The organism is Acetobacter sp., assembly GCF_047721705.1.
Lineage (GTDB): Bacteria > Pseudomonadota > Alphaproteobacteria > Acetobacterales > Acetobacteraceae > Acetobacter.
Map to the genome: position 1 here is coordinate 2653 of NZ_JBDNXK010000014.1, position 22214 is coordinate 24866.

Genomic DNA, 22214 nt, shown 5'->3' on the forward strand with positions numbered 1-22214 from the left:
CGTCGGCAGCGGGATAGGACCCCGAACCCGCGCACCCGTACGCTTCGCCGTGTTGACGATCTCTTTCGTGCTGTTGTCAAGCACGCGATGATCGTACGCCTTTAGGCGAATGCGGATGTTCTGGTTGTCCATCGTCTTGTTTCAGTCCAACTTTCTAATCCGGTCAGGGTCTGCCCGGGAAGTCCCGCCGCCAAGTAAGACCCCGGCCGGACAACTCCGGCCGGGGCCACTCAGTTCAGGGCCCGTTGGGGCACCTGCCCCGTATTACTCGGTGATCGAAGCGACCACACCTGCACCGACCGTGCGGCCACCCTCACGGATAGCGAAACGCAGGCCTTCGTCCATGGCGATCGGAGCAATCAGCTCGACATCCATAGCAACGTTGTCACCCGGCATGACCATTTCCGTGCCTTCCGGCAGGTGGACAACACCGGTAACGTCCGTCGTACGGAAGTAGAACTGCGGACGGTAGTTCGTGAAGAACGGTGTATGACGGCCACCTTCTTCCTTGGTGAGGATGTAAGCCTCAGCCTTGAACTTCTTGTGCGGCGTGATGGAGCCCGGCTTGGCCAGAACCTGACCACGCTCGACATCCTCACGCTTCGTGCCACGCAGCAGAGCGCCGATGTTGTCGCCAGCCTCACCACGATCAAGCAGCTTGCGGAACATTTCAACGCCGGTCACGGTCGTCTTCGTCGTCGGACGGATGCCAACGATTTCAACTTCGTCACCCGTGTTCACAACGCCACGCTCGACACGACCAGTGACAACCGTTCCACGACCAGAGATCGAGAACACGTCTTCGATCGGCATCAGGAACGGACGGTCAACCGGACGCTCCGGCTGCGGGATGTAGGAGTCAACAGCGTCCATCAGATCCTTGACGCGGTTTTCACCGACTTCCGGATCACCATCTTCCAGAGTGACAAGAGCGGAACCCTTGATCACCGGAATTTCGTCGCCTGGGAACTGGTAGGAAGAAAGCAGCTCACGCACTTCCATCTCGACCAGCTCAAGCAGTTCCGGATCGTCAACCTGGTCAACCTTGTTCAGGAACACGACCAGAGCCGGGACACCGACCTGACGGGCGAGCAGGATGTGCTCACGGGTCTGCGGCATCGGGCCGTCAGCAGCGGACACAACCAGGATAGCGCCGTCCATCTGGGCGGCACCCGTGATCATGTTCTTCACGTAGTCAGCGTGACCCGGGCAGTCGACGTGAGCGTAGTGACGCTTCGCCGTCTCGTACTCAACGTGAGCCGTGGAGATGGTGATGCCACGAGCGCGCTCTTCAGGAGCCGCGTCAATCATGTCGTATGCTTTGAACTCAGCGCCACCAGCCTTGGCCAGTGTCTTCGTGATCGCAGCGGTAAGCGACGTCTTGCCATGGTCAACGTGACCAATGGTGCCGATATTACAATGCGGCTTATTACGCTCGAATTTAGCCTTTGCCATCGTTTCTCTCCGTTACCCGTAAACTAGCGGGATGCGGTTGTTAGCATTCTTCACTGCAATCACCATAGAGGGTGACTGCAACACACAAAAAAGACGCCGCTTACCAGCGATAATGACTGAATGCCTTGTTTGCTTCAGCCATGCGATGCGTGTCTTCGCGCTTCTTCACTGCTGCGCCACGATTATTCATCGCGTCCTGCAGTTCGTTGGAAAGACGATCCTGCATCGTGTTCTCGCCACGCTTGCGGGAAGCATCAATCAACCAGCGAATCGCGAGAGCCTGACGGCGATCAGCGCGAACTTCGACAGGCACCTGATAGGTAGCACCACCAACACGACGCGAACGCACTTCAACAGCAGGCTTCACGTTGTCCAGAGCAGCATGGAACATAGCTACGGGATCAGAAGCTCCACCGCTACGGCGCTGCAGCACGTCAAGCGCGCCATAGACGATACCTTCAGCAGTAGACTTCTTTCCATCGTACATCAGCGCGTTCATGAAACGCGTGATGACGATATCCCCAAATTTCGGATCCGGAAGGATCTCACGCTTTACAGCGCGGTGACGGCGACTCATGCCTCGATATTCCTCTTACTTCGGACGCTTCGCGCCATAAAGCGAACGACGCTGACGGCGCTTCGCAATACCCTGCGTATCGAGAACACCGCGCAGGATGTGATAACGAACACCCGGAAGGTCCTTCACGCGACCACCACGGATCAGGACGACGCTATGCTCCTGAAGGTTATGGCCTTCACCCGGAATATAGCTCACCACTTCGTAGCCGTTCGTCAGACGCACCTTGGCGACTTTACGCAGCGCGGAGTTCGGCTTCTTCGGTGTTGTCGTATAAACGCGGGTGCAAACGCCACGCTTCTGCGGGCAACCCTGCAGGGCTGGCACCTTGTTCCGCTTTGCCGCAGGCTCGCGCCCCTTGGCGATCAGCTGGTTGATGGTCGGCATGCGCCTTTCCCGATCCTTACACAGTTCGGCCGGCGAACCCTCACTCCGGTTGCCGACTGTCATCCAAAACCACCCCACGGACATGACTTGCCCGTAGAGCCTATGTTTACATCCGGCCTAGACACGCCCCGGAGGACGCATGGAACCGCATGCTCTAAACCTTGCTTTAACAGCAGCCTGCCTAGCTCAATGAGCTGGGATGCCTGAAGCTGAGGCGGCGAACCCTAAGAGCCAAACTGCCGCAAGTCAAGGAGACTCACGCGATTCGACCGGATTCTGCACATTCAAGCGTATGAAGCACCCCGTTGCCATCTCGGCACCCGGCGTCGCTATGCAACGAATTGGCGCACCTTTAACGGGGAATCTCGATTCTGGCCAGTGAAAACAGTCACCAGAACCTGAAATAATGGCCAACAATCTGCCATTGGAAGAATATTACTCAGGACAAAAGAAAGGCCGGATCGCTCCGGCCTTTCTTCATCTCTTCATCTGGACAGACCGATTTTACTCGGCTGCTTCAGTTCCCTGCCCCAGATGCTGCCGATCACGATGGGCTGCCACAGAGCGCAGCTTGTTCATGAAGCTGCCCGTGCCAGCCGGGATCAGACGGCCGACGATGACGTTTTCCTTCAGACCGTTGAGGGTGTCGACCTTGCCTGCCGTAGCAGCCTCGGTCAGCACACGTGTAGTCTCCTGGAAGGAGGCCGCAGAGATGAAGGACTGCGTCTGCAGCGATGCCTTCGTAATGCCCTGAAGCACCGGCATCGCGACAGCCGGACGGTCACCTGCATTAAGACGCTTGGTGTTCTCCGTCTCGAACTCGATGCGATCCACCGTCTCGCCCACGAGATACGTGGTGTCACCCGGCTCCAGCACCTCGACCTTCTGCAGCATCTGGCGAACGATCACCTCGATGTGCTTGTCGTTGATCTTCACGCCCTGCAGTCGATACACGTCCTGAATCTCGTTCACGAGATAATCGGACAGAGCTTCGACACCCATAACCTTGAGAATGTCATGCGGCACGCGCGGACCGTCGACCAGCGGATCGCCCTTCTGGACAAAGTCGCCTTCCTGAACGGAAACGTGCTTGCCCTTCGGCACCAGATATTCGGTCTCTTCACCGGTTTCATCGTTCTTCACGATGATGCGGCGCTTCGACTTGTAATCCTTGCCGAACTCAACGCGACCTTCGTTCTCGGCGATGATCGCATGATCCTTCGGACGACGCGCCTCAAACAGTTCGGCAACACGCGGCAGACCACCGGTAATGTCACGCGTCTTCGAACCTTCACGCGGAATACGCGCAAGCACGTCACCTGCATGGACCTGCGCACCGTTCTCGACGGAGAGCAGCGAGTCCGGTGACAGGAAGTAACGAGCGTCATTGCCGTTATCCAGCTTGATGACGTTGCCGTTGCTGTCCTTCAGCTGCAGGCGAGGACGCAGATCCACACCCTTAGCCGCCTGCTTGTAGTCCACAACCACCTTGGATGTCAGACCGGTGACCTCATCCATCCGCTCGACGAGCGTGATGGAGTCGATCAGGTCGAGATATTCGACCGTGCCAGCCTTTTCGGTGATGATCGGCAGGGTGTACGGATCCCACTCGGCCATCTTCTGGTTACGCTCGACAGCCTGACCTTCTTCGACCAGCAGACGCGCACCATAAGGCACACGATAACGGGCTCTTTCGGTTCCATTCTCGTCCGCCAGAATGATTTCGCAGTTACGCGACATCACGATGGGCACGTTCTGGGAATTGTGAACCACGTTCCGGTTGCGGATCGTCACATTGCCATCGCGTGAAGCTTCGACCGTTGACTGCTCCGCACCACGCTGCGCCGCACCACCGATATGGAAGGTGCGCATGGTAAGCTGCGTGCCCGGCTCACCGATAGACTGTGCTGCGATAACGCCGACAGCTTCACCGATATTGACCGGCGTGCCGCGTGCCAGATCACGGCCATAGCAGTGACCACACACACCGACGCGGCTGTCACAGGTCAGCACAGAGCGGATAAGAACCGTCTCGACACCAGCCTGCTCGATAGCCTCTGCATCTGCCTCGTCCACGAGATGATTTCGCTTGAACAGCACCTCACCTGTAGCGGGGTGGATAACATCCGCTGTCAACGTACGGCCAAGAATACGCTCGGACAGGGAGGAGATGACCTCGCCACCATCCATGACGGCGCGAACAGTCAGACCGCGCTCCGTGCCGCAGTCTTCTTCGACGATAATGCAGTCCTGCGCCACATCGACCAGACGACGGGTCAGATAACCCGAGTTAGCCGTCTTCAACGCGGTATCCGCGAGGCCCTTACGCGCACCATGAGTCGAGGTGAAGTAATCGAGAACCGACAGGCCTTCCTTAAAGTTGGCGATAATCGGCTGTTCGATGATCTCACCCGACGGCTTGGCCATCAGGCCACGCATACCGGCAAGCTGCTTCATCTGCGCTGGCGACCCACGCGCACCGGAGTGGCTCATCATCCAGACCGAGTTGATCGGCTTGCCGATCTCGGCCTTCGACAGCTCCTTGGTCATCGCGGCCTGAACTTCGTCCGTGCAACGCGACCAGGCATCAACCACCTTGTTGTAGCGCTCGCCAGCCGTGATCAGACCATCCTGATACTGCTGTTCGAACTCCTTGACCTCGGCAGCCGTGTGATCAACCAGTTCCTTTTTCTCGTGCGGGATGATCATGTCATCCTTACCGAAGGAGATACCGGCCTTCGCCGCGTGACGGAAACCAAGTCCCATCATACGGTCACAGAAGATCACCGCCTCTTTCTGACCACAGTGACGATAGACCGCGTCGATCACGTCCGACACATTCTTCTTCGTCAGCTGCTTGTTGATCAGCGCGAAGGGAATAGCGTCGCTCTTCGGCAGAATCTGCGCAATCAGGACGCGACCCGGCGTAGTGATGACAGTCTCACGGACAGTCTTGCCATCTTCCTTGATCGCATCAATCCGCATGCGGATTTTGTCATGCAGCTTCAGGGCACCCGAAGACAGAGCATATTCGACTTCATCAATCGAACCATAGGAAGGCGCACCCGCCTTTACGATCTGCCCAGTCGTCTCGTCATATTCATTGCGATCAGGCGTCGCACCGAATTCAGGCGTTTCGAGGCTCAGATAATAAAGACCCAGAACGATATCCTGTGACGGCACGATGATCGGCTTGCCGTTCGCGGGGCTGAGGATGTTGTTGGTCGACATCATCAGCACGCGGGCTTCAAGCTGGGCTTCAAGCGACAGCGGCACGTGAACGGCCATCTGGTCGCCGTCGAAGTCCGCGTTGAAGGCGGTGCAGACCAGCGGGTGAAGCTGGATCGCCTTACCTTCAACCAGGATCGGCTCAAATGCCTGAATGCCGAGACGATGCAGCGTCGGCGCACGGTTCAGCATAACCGGGTGCTCGCGGATCACCTCTTCAAGGATGTCCCAGACTTCCGGCCGCTCCTTTTCCACCATGCGCTTCGCAGCCTTAATGGTGGTGGCGTGACCGTATTTCTCAAGCTTCGAATAGATGAACGGCTTGAACAGCTCCAAAGCCATCTTTTTCGGAAGACCGCACTGATGCAGTTTCAGTTCCGGTCCAACCACGATGACCGAACGACCGGAATAGTCGACGCGCTTACCGAGCAGGTTCTGACGGAAACGTCCCTGCTTGCCTTTCAGCATGTCGGACAGCGACTTCAGCGGACGCTTGTTAGCGCCCGTAATCGCGCGACCACGACGACCGTTATCGAACAGCGCATCCACAGCTTCCTGAAGCATGCGCTTTTCGTTACGGACGATGATGTCCGGCGCGCGCAGCTCCATAAGCCGCTTCAGACGGTTGTTACGATTGATGACGCGGCGATAGAGATCGTTCAGATCGGATGTCGCAAAACGGCCACCATCCAGCGGCACCAACGGACGCAGTTCCGGCGGAATGACCGGAACGATGTCCATGATCATCCACTCAGGCTTGCACCCACTCTCGGCGAACGCCTCGATCAGCTTCAGACGCTTGACCAGCTTCTTGCGCTTGGCTTCGGAAGTGGTTTCTTTCAGCTCCTGACGCAGCTTCACCTTCTCGGCGTCGCAGTCGATACGCTCAAGAACCTTCTTGATCGCCTCGGCGCCAATACCGACCTCGATCCCGTCTTCCGCATGCTCGTCGAGCACATCGAGATACTGTTCTTCGGTCAGCAGGCTGAACTGCTTGAGAGGCGACGTTCCCGGTTCGAGAACCATGTAGCTCTCGAAGTAAAGAACCTTCTCAAGGTCTTTCAGCGTCATATCGACCATCAGGCCGATACGGCTTGGCAGCGACTTCAGGAACCAGATATGGGCAACCGGGCTGGCGAGCTGGATATGGCCCATCCGCTCACGACGCACCTTCGCAAGCGTGACTTCCACACCGCACTTCTCGCAGACGATGCCGCGGAATTTCATGCGCTTGTATTTACCACACAGGCACTCATAGTCCTTGATCGGACCAAAGATGCGTGCGCAGAAGAGGCCATCACGCTCAGGCTTGAACGTACGATAGTTGATCGTCTCAGGCTTCTTGATCTCGCCAAACGACCAGGAACGAACCTGCTCGCTTGATGCAAGCTGGATCTTGATCTGATCGAAGGTGGCAGCCTGGCCGGTCTGACCAAGGATCTTCATGAGTTCATTCATGAGCCGAAAACCTCCAGGACGGGTAACACGCGCCCGTGTTCCACGTTACGCCGGGCGCACTGCCCTGCGCTCTGTTTAAATGCAATCAGGTCGAAGCTGGAGGCCTTCAAGCCCCCAGCCATTTTTTCCGGAAAATCACTCACCGCTGCTTTCCAGGTCGACATTCAGGCCCAGTGACTTCAGTTCCTTGATCAGAACGTTGAAGCTCTCGGGGATACCGGCCTCGAAATCATCCTGCTCACGCACGATGGATTCATAGACCTTCGTACGACCCGACACGTCATCCGATTTAACCGTGAGCATTTCCTGCAATGTGTAGGCCGCGCCATACGCCTCAAGTGCCCAGACTTCCATCTCACCGAAGCGCTGACCACCGAACTGCGCCTTACCACCCAGCGGCTGCTGCGTGACAAGCGAATACGGACCGATCGAACGGGCATGGATCTTGTCATCGACAAGGTGATGCAGTTTGAGCATGTAAATGTAGCCGACCGTCGTCTTGCGCTCGAACGGCTCGCCTGTGCGACCATCGATGAGCTGGGACTGACCGGAACGGTCTACACCCGCCTTCTCAAGCATGTTCTCGATGTCAGGGATCGAGGCGCCATCGAACACCGGCGTTGCGATCGGCACGCCCTTGCGCAGGTTGTTGGAGAGTTCGACAAGCTGGTCGTGAGACATATCGGCGATATCGGCCTTGAAAACCTCCTCGCCGTAAACGTCTTTCAGCTCCTCAAGCAGCACCTGCTTCTTTTCGCCGTCACGCTGATATTCATCGACCATGTTGCCGATACGGCGACCGATGTTGGCGCAGGCCCAGCCCAGATGGGTTTCAAGAATCTGCCCGACGTTCATACGCGAAGGCACGCCCAGCGGGTTCAGAACGATGTCGACCGACGTGCCATCCTCAAGGAACGGCATGTCTTCAACCGGCACAACGCGGGAAACCACACCCTTATTGCCGTGACGGCCGGCCATCTTGTCACCCGGCTGAAGCTTGCGCTTCACGGCAACGAAGACCTTGACCATTTTCATCACGCCCGGCGGCAGTTCATCACCGCGCTGGAGCTTCTCGACCTTGCTATCGAAACGCGCCTGAATCTTCTGCACCGAAGCATCGAACTCGCGACGGAGCGTCTCAAGTTCGGCGGTCACGGCATCAGAAGCAACGCTGACATTACGCCATGCCCCACGGGGAATCTCAGCCAGCACTTCTTCCGTGATCGGCGTGCCAGACTTGATGCCCTTGAAACCGGTGCCCGCTGTCTGGCCAATCAGACGCTCGCGCAGACGGTTATAGAAAGCGCGCTCCTGAATGGTGCGTTCGTCATCGCGGTCCTTCGCCAGACGCTCGATCTCGGCGCGCTCAATCGCCATGGCACGCTCGTCCTTGTCGACGCCACGACGGGAGAAGACGCGAACGTCAACGATCGTGCCGGTCGTGCCAGGCGGCAAACGCAGGGACGTGTCACGAACGTCGGAAGCCTTTTCACCAAAGATGGCGCGAAGGAGCTTCTCTTCCGGCGTCATCGGGCTTTCGCCCTTCGGCGTAACCTTGCCGATCAGGATGTCACCCGGGTTCACCTCGGCGCCGACATACACGATGCCTGCCTCGTCGAGGTTGCGAAGGGCTTCTTCACCGACATTCGGGATGTCGCGGGTGATTTCTTCCTGACCCAGCTTTGTGTCACGGGCCATGACTTCGAATTCCTCGATATGGATCGAGGTGAAGACGTCGTCACGCGCGATACGCTCGGAGATCAGGATGGAATCTTCGAAGTTATAACCGTTCCAGGGCATGAACGCGACGAGCACGTTACGACCCAGAGCCAGTTCACCCAGTTCCGTGGACGGACCGTCAGCGATGATGTCACCGGCAGCAACCTGATCGCCCACGCGGACCAGCGGACGCTGATTGATGCAGGTGGACTGGTTGGAACGGGAATATTTGCGCAGACGGTAGGTATCGACACCCTGCGTCGCACCGTTCTCGTCCGTCACACGCACAACGATACGAGCACCGTCGATCTGGTCGACCACACCTGCCCGACGCGCCACGATGGTCGCACCGGAATCGTGGGCCACTGCCGCTTCCATGCCTGTGCCAACAAGCGGCGCATCCGAACGCACCAGCGGCACAGCCTGTCGCTGCATATTCGAGCCCATAAGTGCGCGGTTCGCGTCATCGTTCTCAAGGAACGGGATGAGCGCCGCGGCAACCGAAACCAGCTGTTTCGGTGACACGTCACAAGCCGTCACTTCCGTAGGAGCAACCTGACGGAAATCACCGTTACGGCGCACGGAAACCAGCTCGCTCGTCAGACGACCTTCGGAATCCAGCTCCGCATCGGCCTGAGCGACAACGAGCCGCTCTTCTTCCATCGCGGAAAGATACTTCCAGCCGTCCTGCATCTGGCCGTCTTTGACAAGGCGATACGGCGTCTCGATGAAGCCGTACTTGTTCACCTTGGCATAGGTCGCCAGTGAGTTGATCAGACCGATGTTCGGACCTTCCGGCGTCTCAATCGGGCAGATACGGCCGTAATGGGTCGGGTGAACGTCACGGACTTCGAAGCCCGCGCGTTCACGGGTCAGACCGCCCGGGCCAAGCGCCGAAAGACGACGCTTGTGCGTGACTTCCGAAAGCGGGTTCGTCTGATCCATGAACTGCGACAGCTGCGAGGAGCCGAAGAATTCACGCACCGCAGCAGCAGCCGGCTTCGCGTTGATCAGATCATGCGGCATGACCGTGTCGATATCGACGGAGCCCATACGCTCGCGGATGGCACGCTCCATACGGAGCAGACCAATGCGATACTGGTTTTCCATCAGTTCGCCCACCGAGCGAACACGACGGTTACCGAGATTGTCGATGTCGTCGATCTGACCGCGACCGTCCTTTAGATCGCACATGACTTTCATCGCACGCAGGATGTCTTCCTTGCGCAGCACGCGAATCGTGTCCGGGCATTCAAGACCCAGACGCATGTTCATCTTCACACGACCAACGGACGACAGGTCATAACGATCCGGATCGAAGAACAGGCTGCGGAACATCGCCTCAGCCGTTTCCGCCGTCGGCGGCTCACCGGGACGCATCACACGATAGATGTCGATCAGCGCCTCATCACGGGTGCTGTTCTTGTCCACCGTCATGGTGTTGCGAATCCACGGGCCATTGGCCTGATCCACAGCCAGCGTCGGCAGCTCGGTGATACCAGCTTCCTCAAGCGCCTGCAGACGGGCTTCGGTCAGCTCTTCACCAGCCTCACCGTAAATTTCGCCCGTGTTCGGATTGACGATGTCATTGGCGATGAAGCGACCGAGCAGATCAGCTTCGCTCGCGAGGACTTCCTTCGTCGTCTCCGCAATCTTGCGAACGATACGGGCCGTCAGCTTCGTGTCGGCTGTCGCAACGACTTCACCGCTATCCGCATCGACGAGATCCGAGAGGAGCTTCTGACCACGGAAAGAGTCTGCATCGAAAGGCCGCGCCCAGCCTTTTGCGACCTTGGTGAAGACGACTTTACCATAGAAATAGTCGAGGATTTCGTCGGCATCCATGCCACGAATTTCCATCGACTGAACGTCACCACCCTCTTCCGCCTTCTGTTTGCGCGCGGCTTCGGAGTGCATGCCTTCAAGCGCATAAAGAAGCGTGGTGGCAGGCAGCTTACGCTTACGGTCGATACGGACGTAAATCAGATCCTTGGCGTCGAACTCAAAATCGAGCCATGAGCCGCGATAGGGAATGACGCGAGCCGAGAAGAGATACTTACCCGAGGAGTGAGTCTTGCCCTTGTCGTGATCGAAGAACACACCCGGTGAACGGTGCATCTGGCTGACGATCACACGCTCGGTGCCGTTGATGATGAACGTGCCATTGTCCGTCATCAGGGGCATGTCGCCCATATAGACGGGCTGCTCCTTGATATCGCGGATCGAACGGGAGCCTGTGTCCTCGTCGACATCCCACACGATGAGGCGCAGAATAACCTTCAGAGGCGCAGCGTAGGTCAGACCACGCTGGATGCACTCTTCAACGTCGTATTTCGGCTCTTCGAATTCGTACTGAACGAACTCAAGGCGACCACGACCAGCGAAATCGTTGATGGGGAAAACAGACCGGAAAACTTCCTGCAGACCCGTCTGCGTCCGCGCATCAGGGGACACATTTGCCTGAAGAAATGCCTCATAAGACGCACGCTGAACGTCGATGAGGTTCGGCATCGGCGCCACTTCGGGGATGCGCCCGAAGCTTTTGCGAATTCTCTTGCGCCCAGTGAACGATTTCGTAATTGCGTTCATGTATATCCTGCCTCGTCCTTGCCGTCGGACCACCAAGCCCCCTCCAATCGAGAGGAAGCCAGACGGTCCGGCCCGTAATGCGCCGCCAACGCATCGTTTTTTGCAGCGCCTTCATAAAGGGAAGATCGCTACAGACGAACAGGCGGAGACCATAAGCGGCCTCCGCCCAGAACCAGTTCAAAAAACCGCGATGACCCCAGAAGAAGCCATCGGAAGATCAGCGATCTTATTTAATCTCGACCTTCGCACCATTGTCTTCGAGGGTCTTCTTGATCTTCTCGGCTTCGTCCTTGCTGACGCCTTCCTTGACGGTCTTCGGCGCGCCTTCAACGAGATCCTTGGCTTCTTTCAGGCCAAGACCCGTGATGCTGCGGATTTCCTTAATCACGTTGATTTTCTTGTCGCCAGCTTCGGCGAGAACAACGGTGAATTCGGTCTGCTCTTCAGCCGGAGCAGCGCCACCGCCAGCAGCCGGTGCAGCAGCAACAGCAACAGGAGCAGCAGCGGAAACGCCCCACTTCTCTTCAAGAAGCTTCGACAGCTCAGCAGCCTCAAGGACCGTAAGAGCGGACAGCTCGTCAACAAGCTTGTTCAGATCGGCCATGGTTGGTCTTCCTAATATAGATACCGGTTACGAATGCACAACCCGAAACAGTCGGGTCGTGCGAAATTTCTCCCTCTTGCGAGGGATACGCATCAGGCTGCGTCCGCCTCGCCCGTCTTGGCATAGGCACCAAAGACCCGAGCAAGCTGGCCGGCCGGCGCCTGGAGAACGCCTGCGATGCGCGTAGCAGGCGTGGAGATGAGCCCCACGAGCTGCGCACGAAGCGTATCCAGCGACGGCAGCTCGGACAGCGCCTTGATCCCGTTGACGTCGAGCGTCTGGGTTCCAAGGGCGCCACCAAGCAGCACCAGCTTTTCATTGGTCTTGGCGAACTCGACGATCACCTTCGCCACTGCAACAGGATCAGCCGACCACGCCAGCGCGGTCGGTCCCTTGAGCAGCGGCGCAATGCCGTCGAATCGGGTCCCATCCAGGGCGAGAGTGGCCAGCCGGTTCTTCGCGACTTTGTAAGTCGCGCCAGCCGCGCGCACCTTGCGTCGCAGATCCGTCACATCAGCAACCGTCAGCCCGTCATTACGGGTGACAACCACCATGGACGTCTCGGCGAACACGGCCGCGAGGGAGGCTACGGCTTCGCGCTTCTCCGTACGGTTCACTTCCCGTCTCCATCCTGACCCATCCGCATAGCGAACGGGCCGTGTTACCCAAGAACCATCAGTCAGAAACCGATGGTCCGGTTCGCCTGTCCATTGTCACGAAACACACGGCGACGCAGACCGAAGCCCGCACAACCAGCATCCTCGTCTTCCGGTCGCGCGACCTCCATGAATGGAAGTCACTTTAAGGCCATGCCACGTCCGGTCTTGGACAGGATCGGATGATACCGAAGCATCACCCTAGATCGTCAGAGGACCGAAATCCCCCAACATCATTCCTTAGAATCAGCCGCCGAAAGCGGAGACTTCAACACTCACACCCGGACCCATGGTCGAGGAAAGAGCCACCTTCTTCAGGTAGGTTCCCTTCGCGCCGGTCGGACGGGCCTTCTGAACAGCATCCACGAATGCGCGGATATTTTCAGCCAGCTTGTCAGCGTCGAAAGAAGCCTTACCGATGCCAGCATGGATGATACCGGCCTTCTCGGCGCGATACTCAACCTGACCGGACTTCGCAGCCTCAACAGCACCTTTGACGTCCATGGTCACGGTGCCGAGCTTCGGGTTCGGCATCAGACCACGCGGGCCGAGCACCTTACCGAGACGACCAACGAGGCCCATCATGTCCGGAGTCGCGATGCAGCGGTCGAAGTTGATTTCGCCAGCCTGCACCTTCTCCATCAGGTCTTCCGCACCAACCACGTCGGCACCGGCAGCCTGAGCTTCCTCAGCCTTCGCACCACGAGCGAACACGCCAACGCGCAGGGTCTTGCCCGTGCCGTTCGGCAGGGAGAGCAGACCACGGACCATCTGGTCAGCGTGACGCGGGTCAATGCCGAGGTTCAGGGAAATCTCGACCGTCTCGTCGAACTTTGCTTTCGCATTGCTCTTTACGAGGGCAAGGGCTTCATCGAGAGCATACTGCTTCGTGCTGTCAACAGTCGCGCGGGCAGCGGTCAGACGCTTGTTCTTTGCCATGATCTCAGCCCTCCACAACCTGCAGGCCCATCGAACGGGCGGAACCCATGAGCATGCGCACGGCGCCATCGATGTCGTTGGCGTTCATGTCTTTCTGCTTCGTCTCGGCGATCTCGCGCAGCTGCGCGATCGTCACCTTACCAACAGCAGCGGCTTTACCGACCGTCTGGCTACCCTTGGAGACCTTGGCGGCCTTCAACAGGAAGTAGGTGTTCGGCGGCGTCTTGGTGATGAAGCTGAACGTGCGGTCGGCATACGCGGTGATGACCACCGGAATCGGCATGCCGGGCTCCATGCCCTGCGTCTTGGCGTTGAACGCCTTACAGAATTCCATGATGTTCAGGCCACGCTGACCGAGAGCGGGACCGACCGGCGGAGACGGATTCGCCTTACCTGCCGGAATCTGCAGCTTGATGTAGCCAACAATTTTCTTGGCCATATCCGGGACTCCTTTATATTGAACCCGAACCGCGGTTCCTGCGATCTGCCCTGCACCCAAAAAGCGCACGGACAACTCTCCCGCGTTCCGTAGGAGCGGGGGCCATACGCTGCGTTTGGCATTTCGTCAACCCCGACACCAACGGGAGAATCGGGGAACTGGCGCGCTGCCTCGCACTCCGTTCGCTGGCAGCACTCCCCTTTTCCGTGATATGTGACCGAACATGTCACGACGTTCGGACAAGCAGAATCGTCCAGCGGGGCCGCCCCCCGAAAGAAAAGACCTCCATGCAGCCGCTGCTGCGCATCTTGCCCGCTTTGCGGCAACAGAGCGCGGACTTGCTCAGGTGCTCGAACGTCGCATTCTTCGGTGGGGGCAACGAGCTACGGAAGAAGGGCAGGATTCCGCCAGCGTTACAGAAACAGTCAACCGGATTCGCCCTCTGGCGACTGACATTGCCCGTGAGATGGTCTCCCTTGGCGCCATCAACGATCAGGCCTTCGCCCGCTCCCGTGCCGCACGGCTCACACGCGGCGGAAGATCCCGTCGGGCCGTGCAGATGCAGTTGGCCGCAAAGGGGATTGCTGCGGAAGACGCGACACAGGCACTCGATCAGGCGCTCGGTCAGGACGAAACCGCCTATGAAACGGAACTGGCGGCGGCCCTCGTTCTGGCACGCAAACGTCGAGTCGGCCCTTTCCAAAAAGATGTGGAAGCCGAAACCACTCCGGAGATGGACAGCCGCCTCTTCAATGTCTTTGCCCGCGCCGGCTTTTCCCGCGCCATTGTCGAGACGGTCCTCGCCATGGACCCTGAAGAGGCGGAAGACCGTATTCTGACGCTGAAGGCCAACCTGTAATGTGGTCCTGCCTTCGGAATATGGCCTTCCTGCTTCCCCTTCTGGCTCTCGCCAACTGCGGCGGCGGGGGAACAGGACGAAGCTGGCACGGTCGCCTGCAATGCGCCCCGTGGGCGCGGGAGCATTCCGGCATTGCCTTACGCGGTGCCGCCGCCTCGTGGTGGCGGGAGGCGGATGGCCACTATGCCCGCGCCGCGCAGCCTGCGCCGGGCGCCGTTCTCGTGTTCCGTTCCAGCTCACGTCTCCCGGACGGGCATGTCTCGGTCGTGCGTTCCGTGCGTGGCACCCGGGCCATTCTGGTGGATCAGGCCAACTGGAATCCCGGGCGCGTGGATCACGCTGTGCCTGTGGTTGATGTTTCCCCACGAAATGACTGGACCCGCGTGCGCGTCTGGTGGTCGCCCACCAGCACGATGGGGCGCACAGTCTACCCCACCTTCGGCTTCATTCTTCCGGCACGTCCCGATGGGTGGATTTCATGAGACCGGCACGAATTGTCACGGTTTCCCGTTTGGCGTTCTGGTTCCCTGACGTGTAAATACCGTCACGAATGCCCTCAGGGCACTTGCATGAATGTTCCGGGGCAGCCATGTCCCTTTATTCAGTCATGTAAAAGCAGCAGTATCATTGCCCCGTTTGCGTCAGTCTGCCGCATGACGGTCAGAGTGAGGAGTCGACACAATGGGTAGCTTCAGTATCTGGCACTGGCTGATTGTTCTGGCCGTGGTGCTTATCGTCTTCGGCGGCAGCGGCAAGATCAGCACGCTGATGGGCGATTTCGCCAAAGGCATCAAATCCTTCAAGCGAAATCTGGAAGACGACGAGTCCATGGAACATGGAACCTCCGCGCAGGATGGCAAGATTCCGCCGCCGCAGGGTACGGCTTCCAACTTCCAGGCCGAACAGCGTCCGACGGCCCCCGCTTCCGGCAATTCCAACACCCACTGAGTGTAGAACAGACGGCTGTCTCACGTTTTAGGAATATGTTCAGGCATGAATGATCCTTCACAGACCTTGTCCACGACGCAGGACAATGACTGGAGTGCCGCCGTCACGCAGATCATTCAGGCTGGCAAACGGATGGATCAGCGCGGCTGGGTCCCGGCGACAGCCGGTAATCTCAGTGTCCGGCTGGCCGATGGACGCATTGCCGTCACACGGTCAGGAGGACACAAGGGTTTCCTGACTCCGCAGGGCGTGATTGAGGTCAACCTTCACGGAAAACCCATTCATGAAGGCGACCGCCCCAGCGCAGAAACGCTGCTGCATTGCCAGATCTACGCCCACTTTCCCGATGCTGGCGCTGTCCTTCACGGTCATTCGATCGCCGCAACCGTTCTGTCGATGAACACCACGGAACCCGTGCTGTATCTGGCGGACTACGAGCTTCTGAAGGTCTTTGAAGGCCAGACAACCCACGAGGCGCGTCTTTCCGTCCCCATATTCCCCAATGATCAGGACATCGCCCATCTTTCGCGAAGTGTCTCCCTGTTTCTGGATGACATGAAGGCGGGCTATATCATTCAGGGACACGGCGTTTATGTATGGGGGCCTGACATGGGCGTCGCACTGGCGCGACTGGAAGGGCTTGAGTTCCTTCTGGCCTGTGAACTGGAACGCCTGAAACTCGCCCCGACACCTGCACCTCAGGGAGTTTGAGAATGAGCAGTCTTGTCATTTATGACGACCGCCGCCCCGGGCAGCCAGAATTCACCACGCACAATGCGCACGCCATTGCGGATCGCCTGAAGCCAATCAACGTCCGCTTCGAGCGCTGGACCGATGTGGAGCCGCCACCGAGAGAGGCTTCTCAGGAAGAAATCCTCGCCTGCTATCGTCCTTATCTCGACAAGCTGATGGGCGAGACCAATGCTGGCTCAGCGGACGTGATCAGCATCAGCGTGAATACTCCAAACCGTCAGGCATTGCGGGAAAAATTCCTCTCCGAGCACACCCATTCCGAGGATGAGGTACGCTTCTTCGTGCATGGACGTGGCCATTTCGTCCTCCATGTCGGCGATAAGGTGTACGATGTCGGCTGCACGCAGGGAGACCTGATTTCCGTGCCGACTGGCGTGCAGCACTGGTTCGACGCTGGCGAGAATCCCGATGTCGTGGCTCTGCGCATCTTCACTCACAAGGAAGGCTGGATCGCGGACTATACCAACGACGACATCGCGCTCCGCTTTCCGGCTCTGATCGACTGATCGTCTGGTAAAATCATGTCACATTCCCCGTCCGTCATACTCCTCGACATCGAAGGCACGACGCTGCCTGTCGCGTTCGTTCACAAGGTGCTGTTTCCCTACGCACGTGAAGCATTGCCGGCCCTGATCCGGGAACGAGGGGATGATCCTGCAGTCCAGACGGCTTTGAAGGAAACGCAGGCGGCTGCGCCGGGCATGAAGCCTCTGGATCAGCTCATGACGTGGATGGATCAGGACGCGAAAGTCGCCCCCCTCAAGGCGCTGCAAGGTATCGTCTGGGCGGATGGCTATGCCTCCGGCGCGCTCGTCGCAACCTTGTTCCCCGATGTGCCCCCTGCCCTCCGCGCGTGGAAACAGGCTGGCCTGACACTCGCAGTCTATTCCTCCGGCTCCGCGCCTGCGCAACGTCTGATCTATGGTCACACGACCGATGGCGATCTGACCTCCCTCTTTAGCGCGTTTCTCGATCTGGAGATGGGCGGCAAGAAAGAGACCGCGAGTTACCGCCGAATCCTTGAGACGATGAAATGGAACGCCTCGGACGTTCTCTTCGTCTCGGATGTAGTGGCGGAACTCGATGCAGCGCAGGCTGCCGGTTTGCTGACATGTCAGATGGTGAGACTGGAAGACGGCACCGTTGCCGGAGAAAGCCATCCTGTCGCACATTCCATGGCCGAAGTGGCGACCCTCTTTCATCTGCCTGCGCCGGAAAGCAGGGCGGACTGATGCGGGCACAGCTTCACACGGACTGGCGCGACATTCCTGCCGAGGCGCGTGGCTGCGTCGCGGCTCTCGGCAATTTCGATGGCGTGCATCTCGGTCACGCCCATCTGGTCCACACGCTGCGGCAGACCCGCCCGGAAGAACCGCTGGCGGTCGTGACGTTTGAACCGCATCCCCGCGAACTTTTCCGTCCACAGGACCCGCCCTTCCGCCTGACGCTGGCAGAAGAGCGCTTTTCCGCGCTCGCGGCCCTCGGTGTCCGCCATGTCTTCCAGATCCGCTTCGATCAGGCATTCTCCGAAATGCCAGCCGAACGCTTCCTCGATGACGTGCTCCATGAAGCACTGGGGCTGAAGCATATCGCTTGCGGACAGGATTTTGCCTTCGGTCATCGGCGCGGCGGCAATACGGACTTTCTTGCCGAACGCGCTGGTGAGCTTGGCATGGGCTTCACACTTGTGCCCGCTTTCTGCGATGCCAGTGGTCCCTACTCCTCGAGCCGTATCCGTCGTCTCCTTCAGGATGGCTACCCTGAACGGGCCGGGAGTGAACTTGGTCGCCCCTGGTCGATTCGGGGCGTGGTGCAGCATGGCGACAAGCGAGGCCGCATTCTCGGCTTTCCAACGGCCAATGTGCCGCTGGGCCGCCATCTTGAACCCGCCCGGGGTGTCTATGCCGTGACCGTGCGACTGGCGAACGGACAGACGCATTTTGGTGTGGCAAACATCGGTCGTCGTCCCACCATCAACGATGGCAGCGAATGTCGGCTGGAAGCCAATCTGTTCGATTTCAACGGCGACCTTTACGGTCAGACGATTTCCGTCGCACTGCACTCGCTGCTGCGCAACGAGAAAAAATTCGAGAGCCTTGACGCGCTCAAGGAGCAGATTGCCCGCGATGCCGAACAGGCGCGCCGGGTGCTGGCGGCGGAACAGGCAGCGCACATTTCAGGCTGATTCCGCCGAATGCCTTGAATCAGGCGCCCCTCAATCGGGAGCGCCTGCGAAATCCTTCTGCCAGACGGACTGACGGGCTGGCGGTGGGGACACATTGCACGACACGAAATAGACCCCGACGACAAACGTCGCGTTTGCCAGCGTGTTGAACCATGCCGCGAAGGTATATTGCGCGGGCACGGTCGAGCCCTGCCATGCGGCATAGACCAGAAATACAAGAGAAATGGGCCGTAGCCCCTGAAACATGACACGCAACGGATTGGCGAAGCCCCGCTTCACCAATGGCCGCATGCGGTTCACACCCAGATAGAACGACACCCACAGCAACCAGATCAACACGTTGAAGATCGCGCTGAACGGGTCCATGCCAAGCAGGAAGATCATCGCTGCCGTGGCGGCGCCCGAGAGCATCAGTGAGCCGAACAGCAGACTCATGCCTGCCTCGAAAGCTGGCAACCGCTCAGGCAGGCGATCCGCCATCGGCTGAAATACCCGGTCGAGAATCCAGAGGTCGGCCCGGGTTATCCGCTCACCAATCGTCATCGCGTATTGTAGCGCCTCGTCCTGCCGCTCACGCCTCTCCCTCGGGGGTCTTCTTGTCGACCGCCGCCGGGAGGAAATGGGCAAGAGCCGTCAGGAGTGTGTCAATGGGAAGACCCGTCTTCTGGGCAAGCTGCTGCACTTCCTGATTGCCGACGATCTGCTGCACTTCCTCGGCGGTAACGGGCACATTGTCGCCCTTGCCGATCCATGAACGGACCTTATCGCCCAGACCAGCCTCATCTGCCTTGGCGACGAGCTGCTGGATCGTGTCCGGCTGCAGGAGCGACTGTAGCTGCTCCGCCAGTTTGGCGTGCAGATCGACCCCGATCGCATTTCCAACCTTGTCCACGAGATCGTTGAAAAAGCTCATTGCTCACCCTCATGCGAATAGCAGACTTTCGGCCCGACCCGGCGGGTGAAGAGTCCAGTGACCAAGAGTGTAACGTAATTACTTCGGATTGGCGACCAATCACTCTTTACATTATATGTTCGACCTGATCGGTGGGGCAGGATTACCCAGTGGAAATGTCAGATATGCGGCCAGCCCCTCAAGACATCACGCTGACTTCCGGTATCCATAAGTTCAACGTCTTTCCTCCCACCCAGGCAGAACAGTGCCAGCGCTTCCCGGTATCCCACTTTTTCTGCTCAAGCGTATCTCTTTCCTGAGCCACCTCCGCCCGATAGGGCGACCCGGGGAATCACGGAACGAAGCGTTTCGATGGCTGTATGCGCCCACGCTTCCGGCTCTCGGCTTTGCCGTGCGCACATCGGTGGCCGCCCTCATGGCGATGGTCATTGCCATGTGGATGGAACTCGACGACCCGCAATGGGCGGCGATGACCGTCTGGATCGTGGCGCAGGGCTCGCGCGGCGAAAGTATTTCCAAGTCCAAGTGGCGTCTCGTCGGCACGGCGATCGGCGTGATCATGTCCATCACGCTGATCTCCGCCTTCCCCCAGAATCCGTGGCTGTTCTTTCCTGCACTGGGTATCTGGCTCGGGGTGTGCTGTACATTGGCCACACTGGTGCACAATTTCCGTTCCTATGCACTGGTGCTCGCAGGCTATACGACCGCCATCATCGCGCTCGGCGCCGTGCCCAATCCGGACAATGTCTTCATGGTCGCCATGTCCCGCGCGACCTATATTGTGCTGGGCATCTTCTGCGAGGCGCTGCTCGCCGCGCTGCTGGCGCACAATCTGTCCAGCATGGCGCATCTCAACATGCGTCGGAAGCTGCGGACGGCTCTGACAAATGTCTCGGACGCCATTTCCAGCCTACTTGAGGGCAATCAGGCCGCGCTTATCCGTTCACGGTCTCTCTTTGGCCCCCTTCTTTCCCTGAACGATCAGATCGAATTCAGTGAAGTGGAGATGGGACCGCATGGCCATGAGGGTGACCACGCACGCGCCGCCCTCGCCGCCGTCTCCGTGCTGCTTTCACGCGGCCTCGGTATGGCGGTCCGGCTTCAGTCGCTCAATGAGGAAAGCCGGGGTGTCTTCGAACGGACTGCTGTTCTTACACGTGCGTTTCTCTCGTCCGTGCCTGCCCGTCTCGATACTGACGAAAATGTCGAGGCGACACGGCACGATCTTGCCCTTCTGCGTGGTGAATGCCGCCAGCAGATCGTTGATGCGCTGACGGAAGAAATCGCCATTGGCGACCGCACCGGTAAGGACCCACGCATTCCCCTGCTGCTCGATCGCCGCATTCTTCACAATGCGCTGGACGAACTGCTGGCCGAACTCGATGTGGCTCTGGCGGAATTCAAGGCGAGCCACACGACCATTCAGGGCGATCATTTCCGCTTCCGCCTGCAATCGCATCGCGACTGGCGCGAAGCTGGCTATAACGGCATTCGCGCCGCCGCCGCGACAATCACCGCCGGGCTTCTGTGGGAAGTCACCGCATGGCCGAGCGGACTGGGATTTGTCACCTTCGTGGCGCTGGTGTGCGGCCTGTTCGCCACCCGTGAAAACCCGGTTCTGGCGACGACCAACTTTCTCAAAGGAAGCTTCTGGGCGGCAGCCGTTTCGTTCTTCCTCGTCTTTCTCATTGTGCCCCAACTGACCGTCTACGAAGAACTCGTGGTCGCGCTCTTCCTGCCAATGGTGGCGGGCGGACTCGCCTCCCGCAATTCGGGCACGGCCCTGCATGGCGCGGCCTACACGCTGCTGCTGCCAAACTTCGTGCATACGTGGAATCAGGGACGCTGGAACGAGGTCCAGTGGTTCAACTCCACCGGCGCCGTGCTGGCCGGTGTGGCGTTTGCCGTGACCATCTTCCGCCTCGTACTACCCTTCAGCGCCGCCGATGAACGGTGGAGAATGCGGAAGGCCATGCTGCAGGATCTCCGCACTCTTGCGGCAGCACAGCCGATTCCGCAGGCCGAGGACTGGACGGGGCGCAATATTGACCGTTTCGCCCGTGTCATCCGCCATGCCGGCCCAACACCTTCGCCCACCATCGAAGGATACTTGCAGGGTACTTTGGCGGCGATGACCATCGGTCTGAACATCATCAGGCTGCGTAATGTGCTTGAACGCCATCAGCTTCCGCCACGCGCACAGCAGGCGGTGCAGATCACGATGCTTCGCATGAGCCAGTTCACCGGCAAATATCAGCGAACCTCAACGGCTGCGCGGCGTGCAACAGCCATTCTCCGACAGATTGAAGCGCGGGAGGAAAACATCACAGCTCGTCTCGAACTGACCCGCGCCATTGCCTATCTGATCGTCGTTTCCCACGAACTGGAGGTCAATCAGGTGTTTCTTGATGCCTCCAAACGCTTCAAGGTCGGCGACTGACAACAACATCAGGCAAACCTTCTCCTTCTTCGGCGTTAAGCATCCCACAAAGCCGTTGCAGAAAC

The 22214-nt window shown here is 58.8% G+C and carries 20 protein-coding genes; 8 read left to right on the forward strand and 12 right to left on the reverse strand.

The window, feature by feature from the left end:
• The 10 genes from ABF824_RS03975 to rplK all read right to left on the reverse strand — a co-directional run.
• Positions 1–132 (reverse strand): 30S ribosomal protein S10 (locus ABF824_RS03975; protein ID WP_415486627.1); only part of this gene is annotated, 132 nt, incomplete at its 3' end.
• A 132-nt stretch (positions 133–264) separates the two neighbouring features.
• Entirely contained in the window at positions 265–1455 is a 1191-nt protein-coding gene (tuf, locus tag ABF824_RS03980; RefSeq protein WP_415486572.1) for an elongation factor Tu, read from the reverse strand.
• Positions 1456–1555: 100 nt separating this feature from the next.
• A complete protein-coding gene (gene rpsG, locus ABF824_RS03985; protein ID WP_415486574.1) occupies positions 1556–2032 on the reverse strand; it encodes a 30S ribosomal protein S7 in 477 nt (158 codons plus the stop codon).
• A 15-nt stretch (positions 2033–2047) separates the two neighbouring features.
• The gene (gene rpsL, locus ABF824_RS03990; RefSeq protein ID WP_003621118.1) at positions 2048–2419 is read right to left on the reverse strand and encodes a 30S ribosomal protein S12; all 372 of its coding nucleotides are present in this window, start codon (positions 2417–2419) and stop codon (positions 2048–2050) included.
• A 504-nt stretch (positions 2420–2923) separates the two neighbouring features.
• Positions 2924–7105, reverse strand: a complete 4182-nt coding sequence (gene rpoC / locus ABF824_RS03995; RefSeq protein WP_415486575.1) for a DNA-directed RNA polymerase subunit beta' — start codon at positions 7103–7105, stop codon at positions 2924–2926.
• Positions 7106–7240: 135 nt separating this feature from the next.
• Complete coding sequence (rpoB, locus tag ABF824_RS04000) at positions 7241–11413, reverse strand: DNA-directed RNA polymerase subunit beta (protein ID WP_415486577.1); 4173 nt, start codon at positions 11411–11413, stop codon at positions 7241–7243.
• A gap of 226 nt (positions 11414–11639) precedes the next feature.
• Positions 11640–12017, reverse strand: a complete 378-nt coding sequence (gene rplL / locus ABF824_RS04005; RefSeq protein ID WP_415486579.1) for a 50S ribosomal protein L7/L12 — start codon at positions 12015–12017, stop codon at positions 11640–11642.
• 92 nt (positions 12018–12109) lie between these two features.
• Positions 12110–12634, reverse strand: a complete 525-nt coding sequence (gene rplJ, locus ABF824_RS04010) for a 50S ribosomal protein L10 (RefSeq protein ID WP_415486581.1) — start codon at positions 12632–12634, stop codon at positions 12110–12112.
• Positions 12635–12919: 285 nt separating this feature from the next.
• Positions 12920–13612 carry a 50S ribosomal protein L1 gene (rplA, locus tag ABF824_RS04015; RefSeq protein ID WP_415486583.1) on the reverse strand — a complete coding sequence of 231 codons (693 nt, stop codon included), beginning with the start codon at positions 13610–13612 and terminating at the stop codon, positions 12920–12922.
• 4 nt (positions 13613–13616) lie between these two features.
• The gene (rplK, locus tag ABF824_RS04020; RefSeq protein WP_415486585.1) at positions 13617–14051 is read right to left on the reverse strand and encodes a 50S ribosomal protein L11; all 435 of its coding nucleotides are present in this window, start codon (positions 14049–14051) and stop codon (positions 13617–13619) included.
• A 223-nt stretch (positions 14052–14274) separates the two neighbouring features.
• Between rplK and ABF824_RS04025 the strand changes: the two genes are divergently transcribed.
• The 7 genes from ABF824_RS04025 (at position 14275) to ABF824_RS04055 (ending at position 18796) form a co-directional block, all read left to right on the forward strand.
• Positions 14275–14910, forward strand: a complete 636-nt coding sequence (locus ABF824_RS04025) for a regulatory protein RecX (RefSeq protein WP_415486587.1) — start codon at positions 14275–14277, stop codon at positions 14908–14910.
• 20 nt (positions 14911–14930) lie between these two features.
• Positions 14931–15392, forward strand: a complete 462-nt coding sequence (locus tag ABF824_RS04030; protein WP_415486589.1) for a CHAP domain-containing protein — start codon at positions 14931–14933, stop codon at positions 15390–15392.
• A 199-nt stretch (positions 15393–15591) separates the two neighbouring features.
• Positions 15592–15858, forward strand: a complete 267-nt coding sequence (locus tag ABF824_RS04035; protein ID WP_415486591.1) for a twin-arginine translocase TatA/TatE family subunit — start codon at positions 15592–15594, stop codon at positions 15856–15858.
• Between the two features lie 45 nt (positions 15859–15903).
• The gene (locus tag ABF824_RS04040) at positions 15904–16569 is read left to right on the forward strand and encodes a methylthioribulose 1-phosphate dehydratase (protein WP_415486593.1); all 666 of its coding nucleotides are present in this window, start codon (positions 15904–15906) and stop codon (positions 16567–16569) included.
• Between the two features lie 2 nt (positions 16570–16571).
• Complete coding sequence (locus ABF824_RS04045) at positions 16572–17117, forward strand: 1,2-dihydroxy-3-keto-5-methylthiopentene dioxygenase (protein WP_415486595.1); 546 nt, start codon at positions 16572–16574, stop codon at positions 17115–17117.
• A 15-nt stretch (positions 17118–17132) separates the two neighbouring features.
• On the forward strand, positions 17133–17843 hold the full coding sequence (gene mtnC / locus ABF824_RS04050) for an acireductone synthase (protein ID WP_415486599.1): 711 nt from the start codon (positions 17133–17135) through the stop codon (positions 17841–17843).
• On the forward strand, positions 17843–18796 hold the full coding sequence (locus tag ABF824_RS04055; protein ID WP_415486600.1) for a bifunctional riboflavin kinase/FAD synthetase: 954 nt from the start codon (positions 17843–17845) through the stop codon (positions 18794–18796). The genes mtnC and ABF824_RS04055 overlap by 1 nt, the downstream gene beginning before the upstream one ends.
• Before the next feature lie 30 nt (positions 18797–18826).
• Here ABF824_RS04055 and ABF824_RS04060 read toward each other — a convergent pair whose 3' ends face one another.
• On the reverse strand, positions 18827–19339 hold the full coding sequence (locus ABF824_RS04060) for a hypothetical protein (RefSeq protein ID WP_415486602.1): 513 nt from the start codon (positions 19337–19339) through the stop codon (positions 18827–18829).
• 28 nt (positions 19340–19367) lie between these two features.
• A complete protein-coding gene (locus ABF824_RS04065; RefSeq protein WP_415486604.1) occupies positions 19368–19709 on the reverse strand; it encodes a YidB family protein in 342 nt (113 codons plus the stop codon).
• A 244-nt stretch (positions 19710–19953) separates the two neighbouring features.
• Here ABF824_RS04065 and ABF824_RS04070 point away from each other — a divergent pair, with 244 nt between their 5' ends.
• Positions 19954–22149, forward strand: a complete 2196-nt coding sequence (locus ABF824_RS04070; protein WP_415486606.1) for an FUSC family protein — start codon at positions 19954–19956, stop codon at positions 22147–22149.
• Positions 22150–22214: the final 65 nt, after the last annotated feature.

What these genes read in the sequence shown, in the direction of transcription:
- ABF824_RS04030 (WP_415486589.1), top strand. Translation starts at nt 14,931, where the DNA reads ATGGCCTTCCTGCTTCCCCTTCTGGCTCTCGCCAACTGCGGCGGCGGG.
- rpoB (WP_415486577.1), bottom strand. Translation starts at nt 11,413, where the DNA reads ATGAACGCAATTACGAAATCGTTCACTGGGCGCAAGAGAATTCGCAAA.
- rpoC (WP_415486575.1), bottom strand. Translation starts at nt 7,105, where the DNA reads ATGAATGAACTCATGAAGATCCTTGGTCAGACCGGCCAGGCTGCCACC.
- ABF824_RS04065 (WP_415486604.1), bottom strand. Translation starts at nt 19,709, where the DNA reads ATGAGCTTTTTCAACGATCTCGTGGACAAGGTTGGAAATGCGATCGGG.
- ABF824_RS04035 (WP_415486591.1), top strand. Translation starts at nt 15,592, where the DNA reads ATGGGTAGCTTCAGTATCTGGCACTGGCTGATTGTTCTGGCCGTGGTG.
- rplA (WP_415486583.1), bottom strand. Translation starts at nt 13,612, where the DNA reads ATGGCAAAGAACAAGCGTCTGACCGCTGCCCGCGCGACTGTTGACAGC.
- ABF824_RS04025 (WP_415486587.1), top strand. Translation starts at nt 14,275, where the DNA reads ATGTCACGACGTTCGGACAAGCAGAATCGTCCAGCGGGGCCGCCCCCC.
- rpsL (WP_003621118.1), bottom strand. Translation starts at nt 2,419, where the DNA reads ATGCCGACCATCAACCAGCTGATCGCCAAGGGGCGCGAGCCTGCGGCA.
- tuf (WP_415486572.1), bottom strand. Translation starts at nt 1,455, where the DNA reads ATGGCAAAGGCTAAATTCGAGCGTAATAAGCCGCATTGTAATATCGGC.
- ABF824_RS04060 (WP_415486602.1), bottom strand. Translation starts at nt 19,339, where the DNA reads ATGACGATTGGTGAGCGGATAACCCGGGCCGACCTCTGGATTCTCGAC.
- rpsG (WP_415486574.1), bottom strand. Translation starts at nt 2,032, where the DNA reads ATGAGTCGCCGTCACCGCGCTGTAAAGCGTGAGATCCTTCCGGATCCG.
- mtnC (WP_415486599.1), top strand. Translation starts at nt 17,133, where the DNA reads ATGTCACATTCCCCGTCCGTCATACTCCTCGACATCGAAGGCACGACG.
- rplK (WP_415486585.1), bottom strand. Translation starts at nt 14,051, where the DNA reads ATGGCCAAGAAAATTGTTGGCTACATCAAGCTGCAGATTCCGGCAGGT.
- ABF824_RS04045 (WP_415486595.1), top strand. Translation starts at nt 16,572, where the DNA reads ATGAGCAGTCTTGTCATTTATGACGACCGCCGCCCCGGGCAGCCAGAA.
- ABF824_RS04040 (WP_415486593.1), top strand. Translation starts at nt 15,904, where the DNA reads ATGAATGATCCTTCACAGACCTTGTCCACGACGCAGGACAATGACTGG.
- ABF824_RS04055 (WP_415486600.1), top strand. Translation starts at nt 17,843, where the DNA reads ATGCGGGCACAGCTTCACACGGACTGGCGCGACATTCCTGCCGAGGCG.
- rplL (WP_415486579.1), bottom strand. Translation starts at nt 12,017, where the DNA reads ATGGCCGATCTGAACAAGCTTGTTGACGAGCTGTCCGCTCTTACGGTC.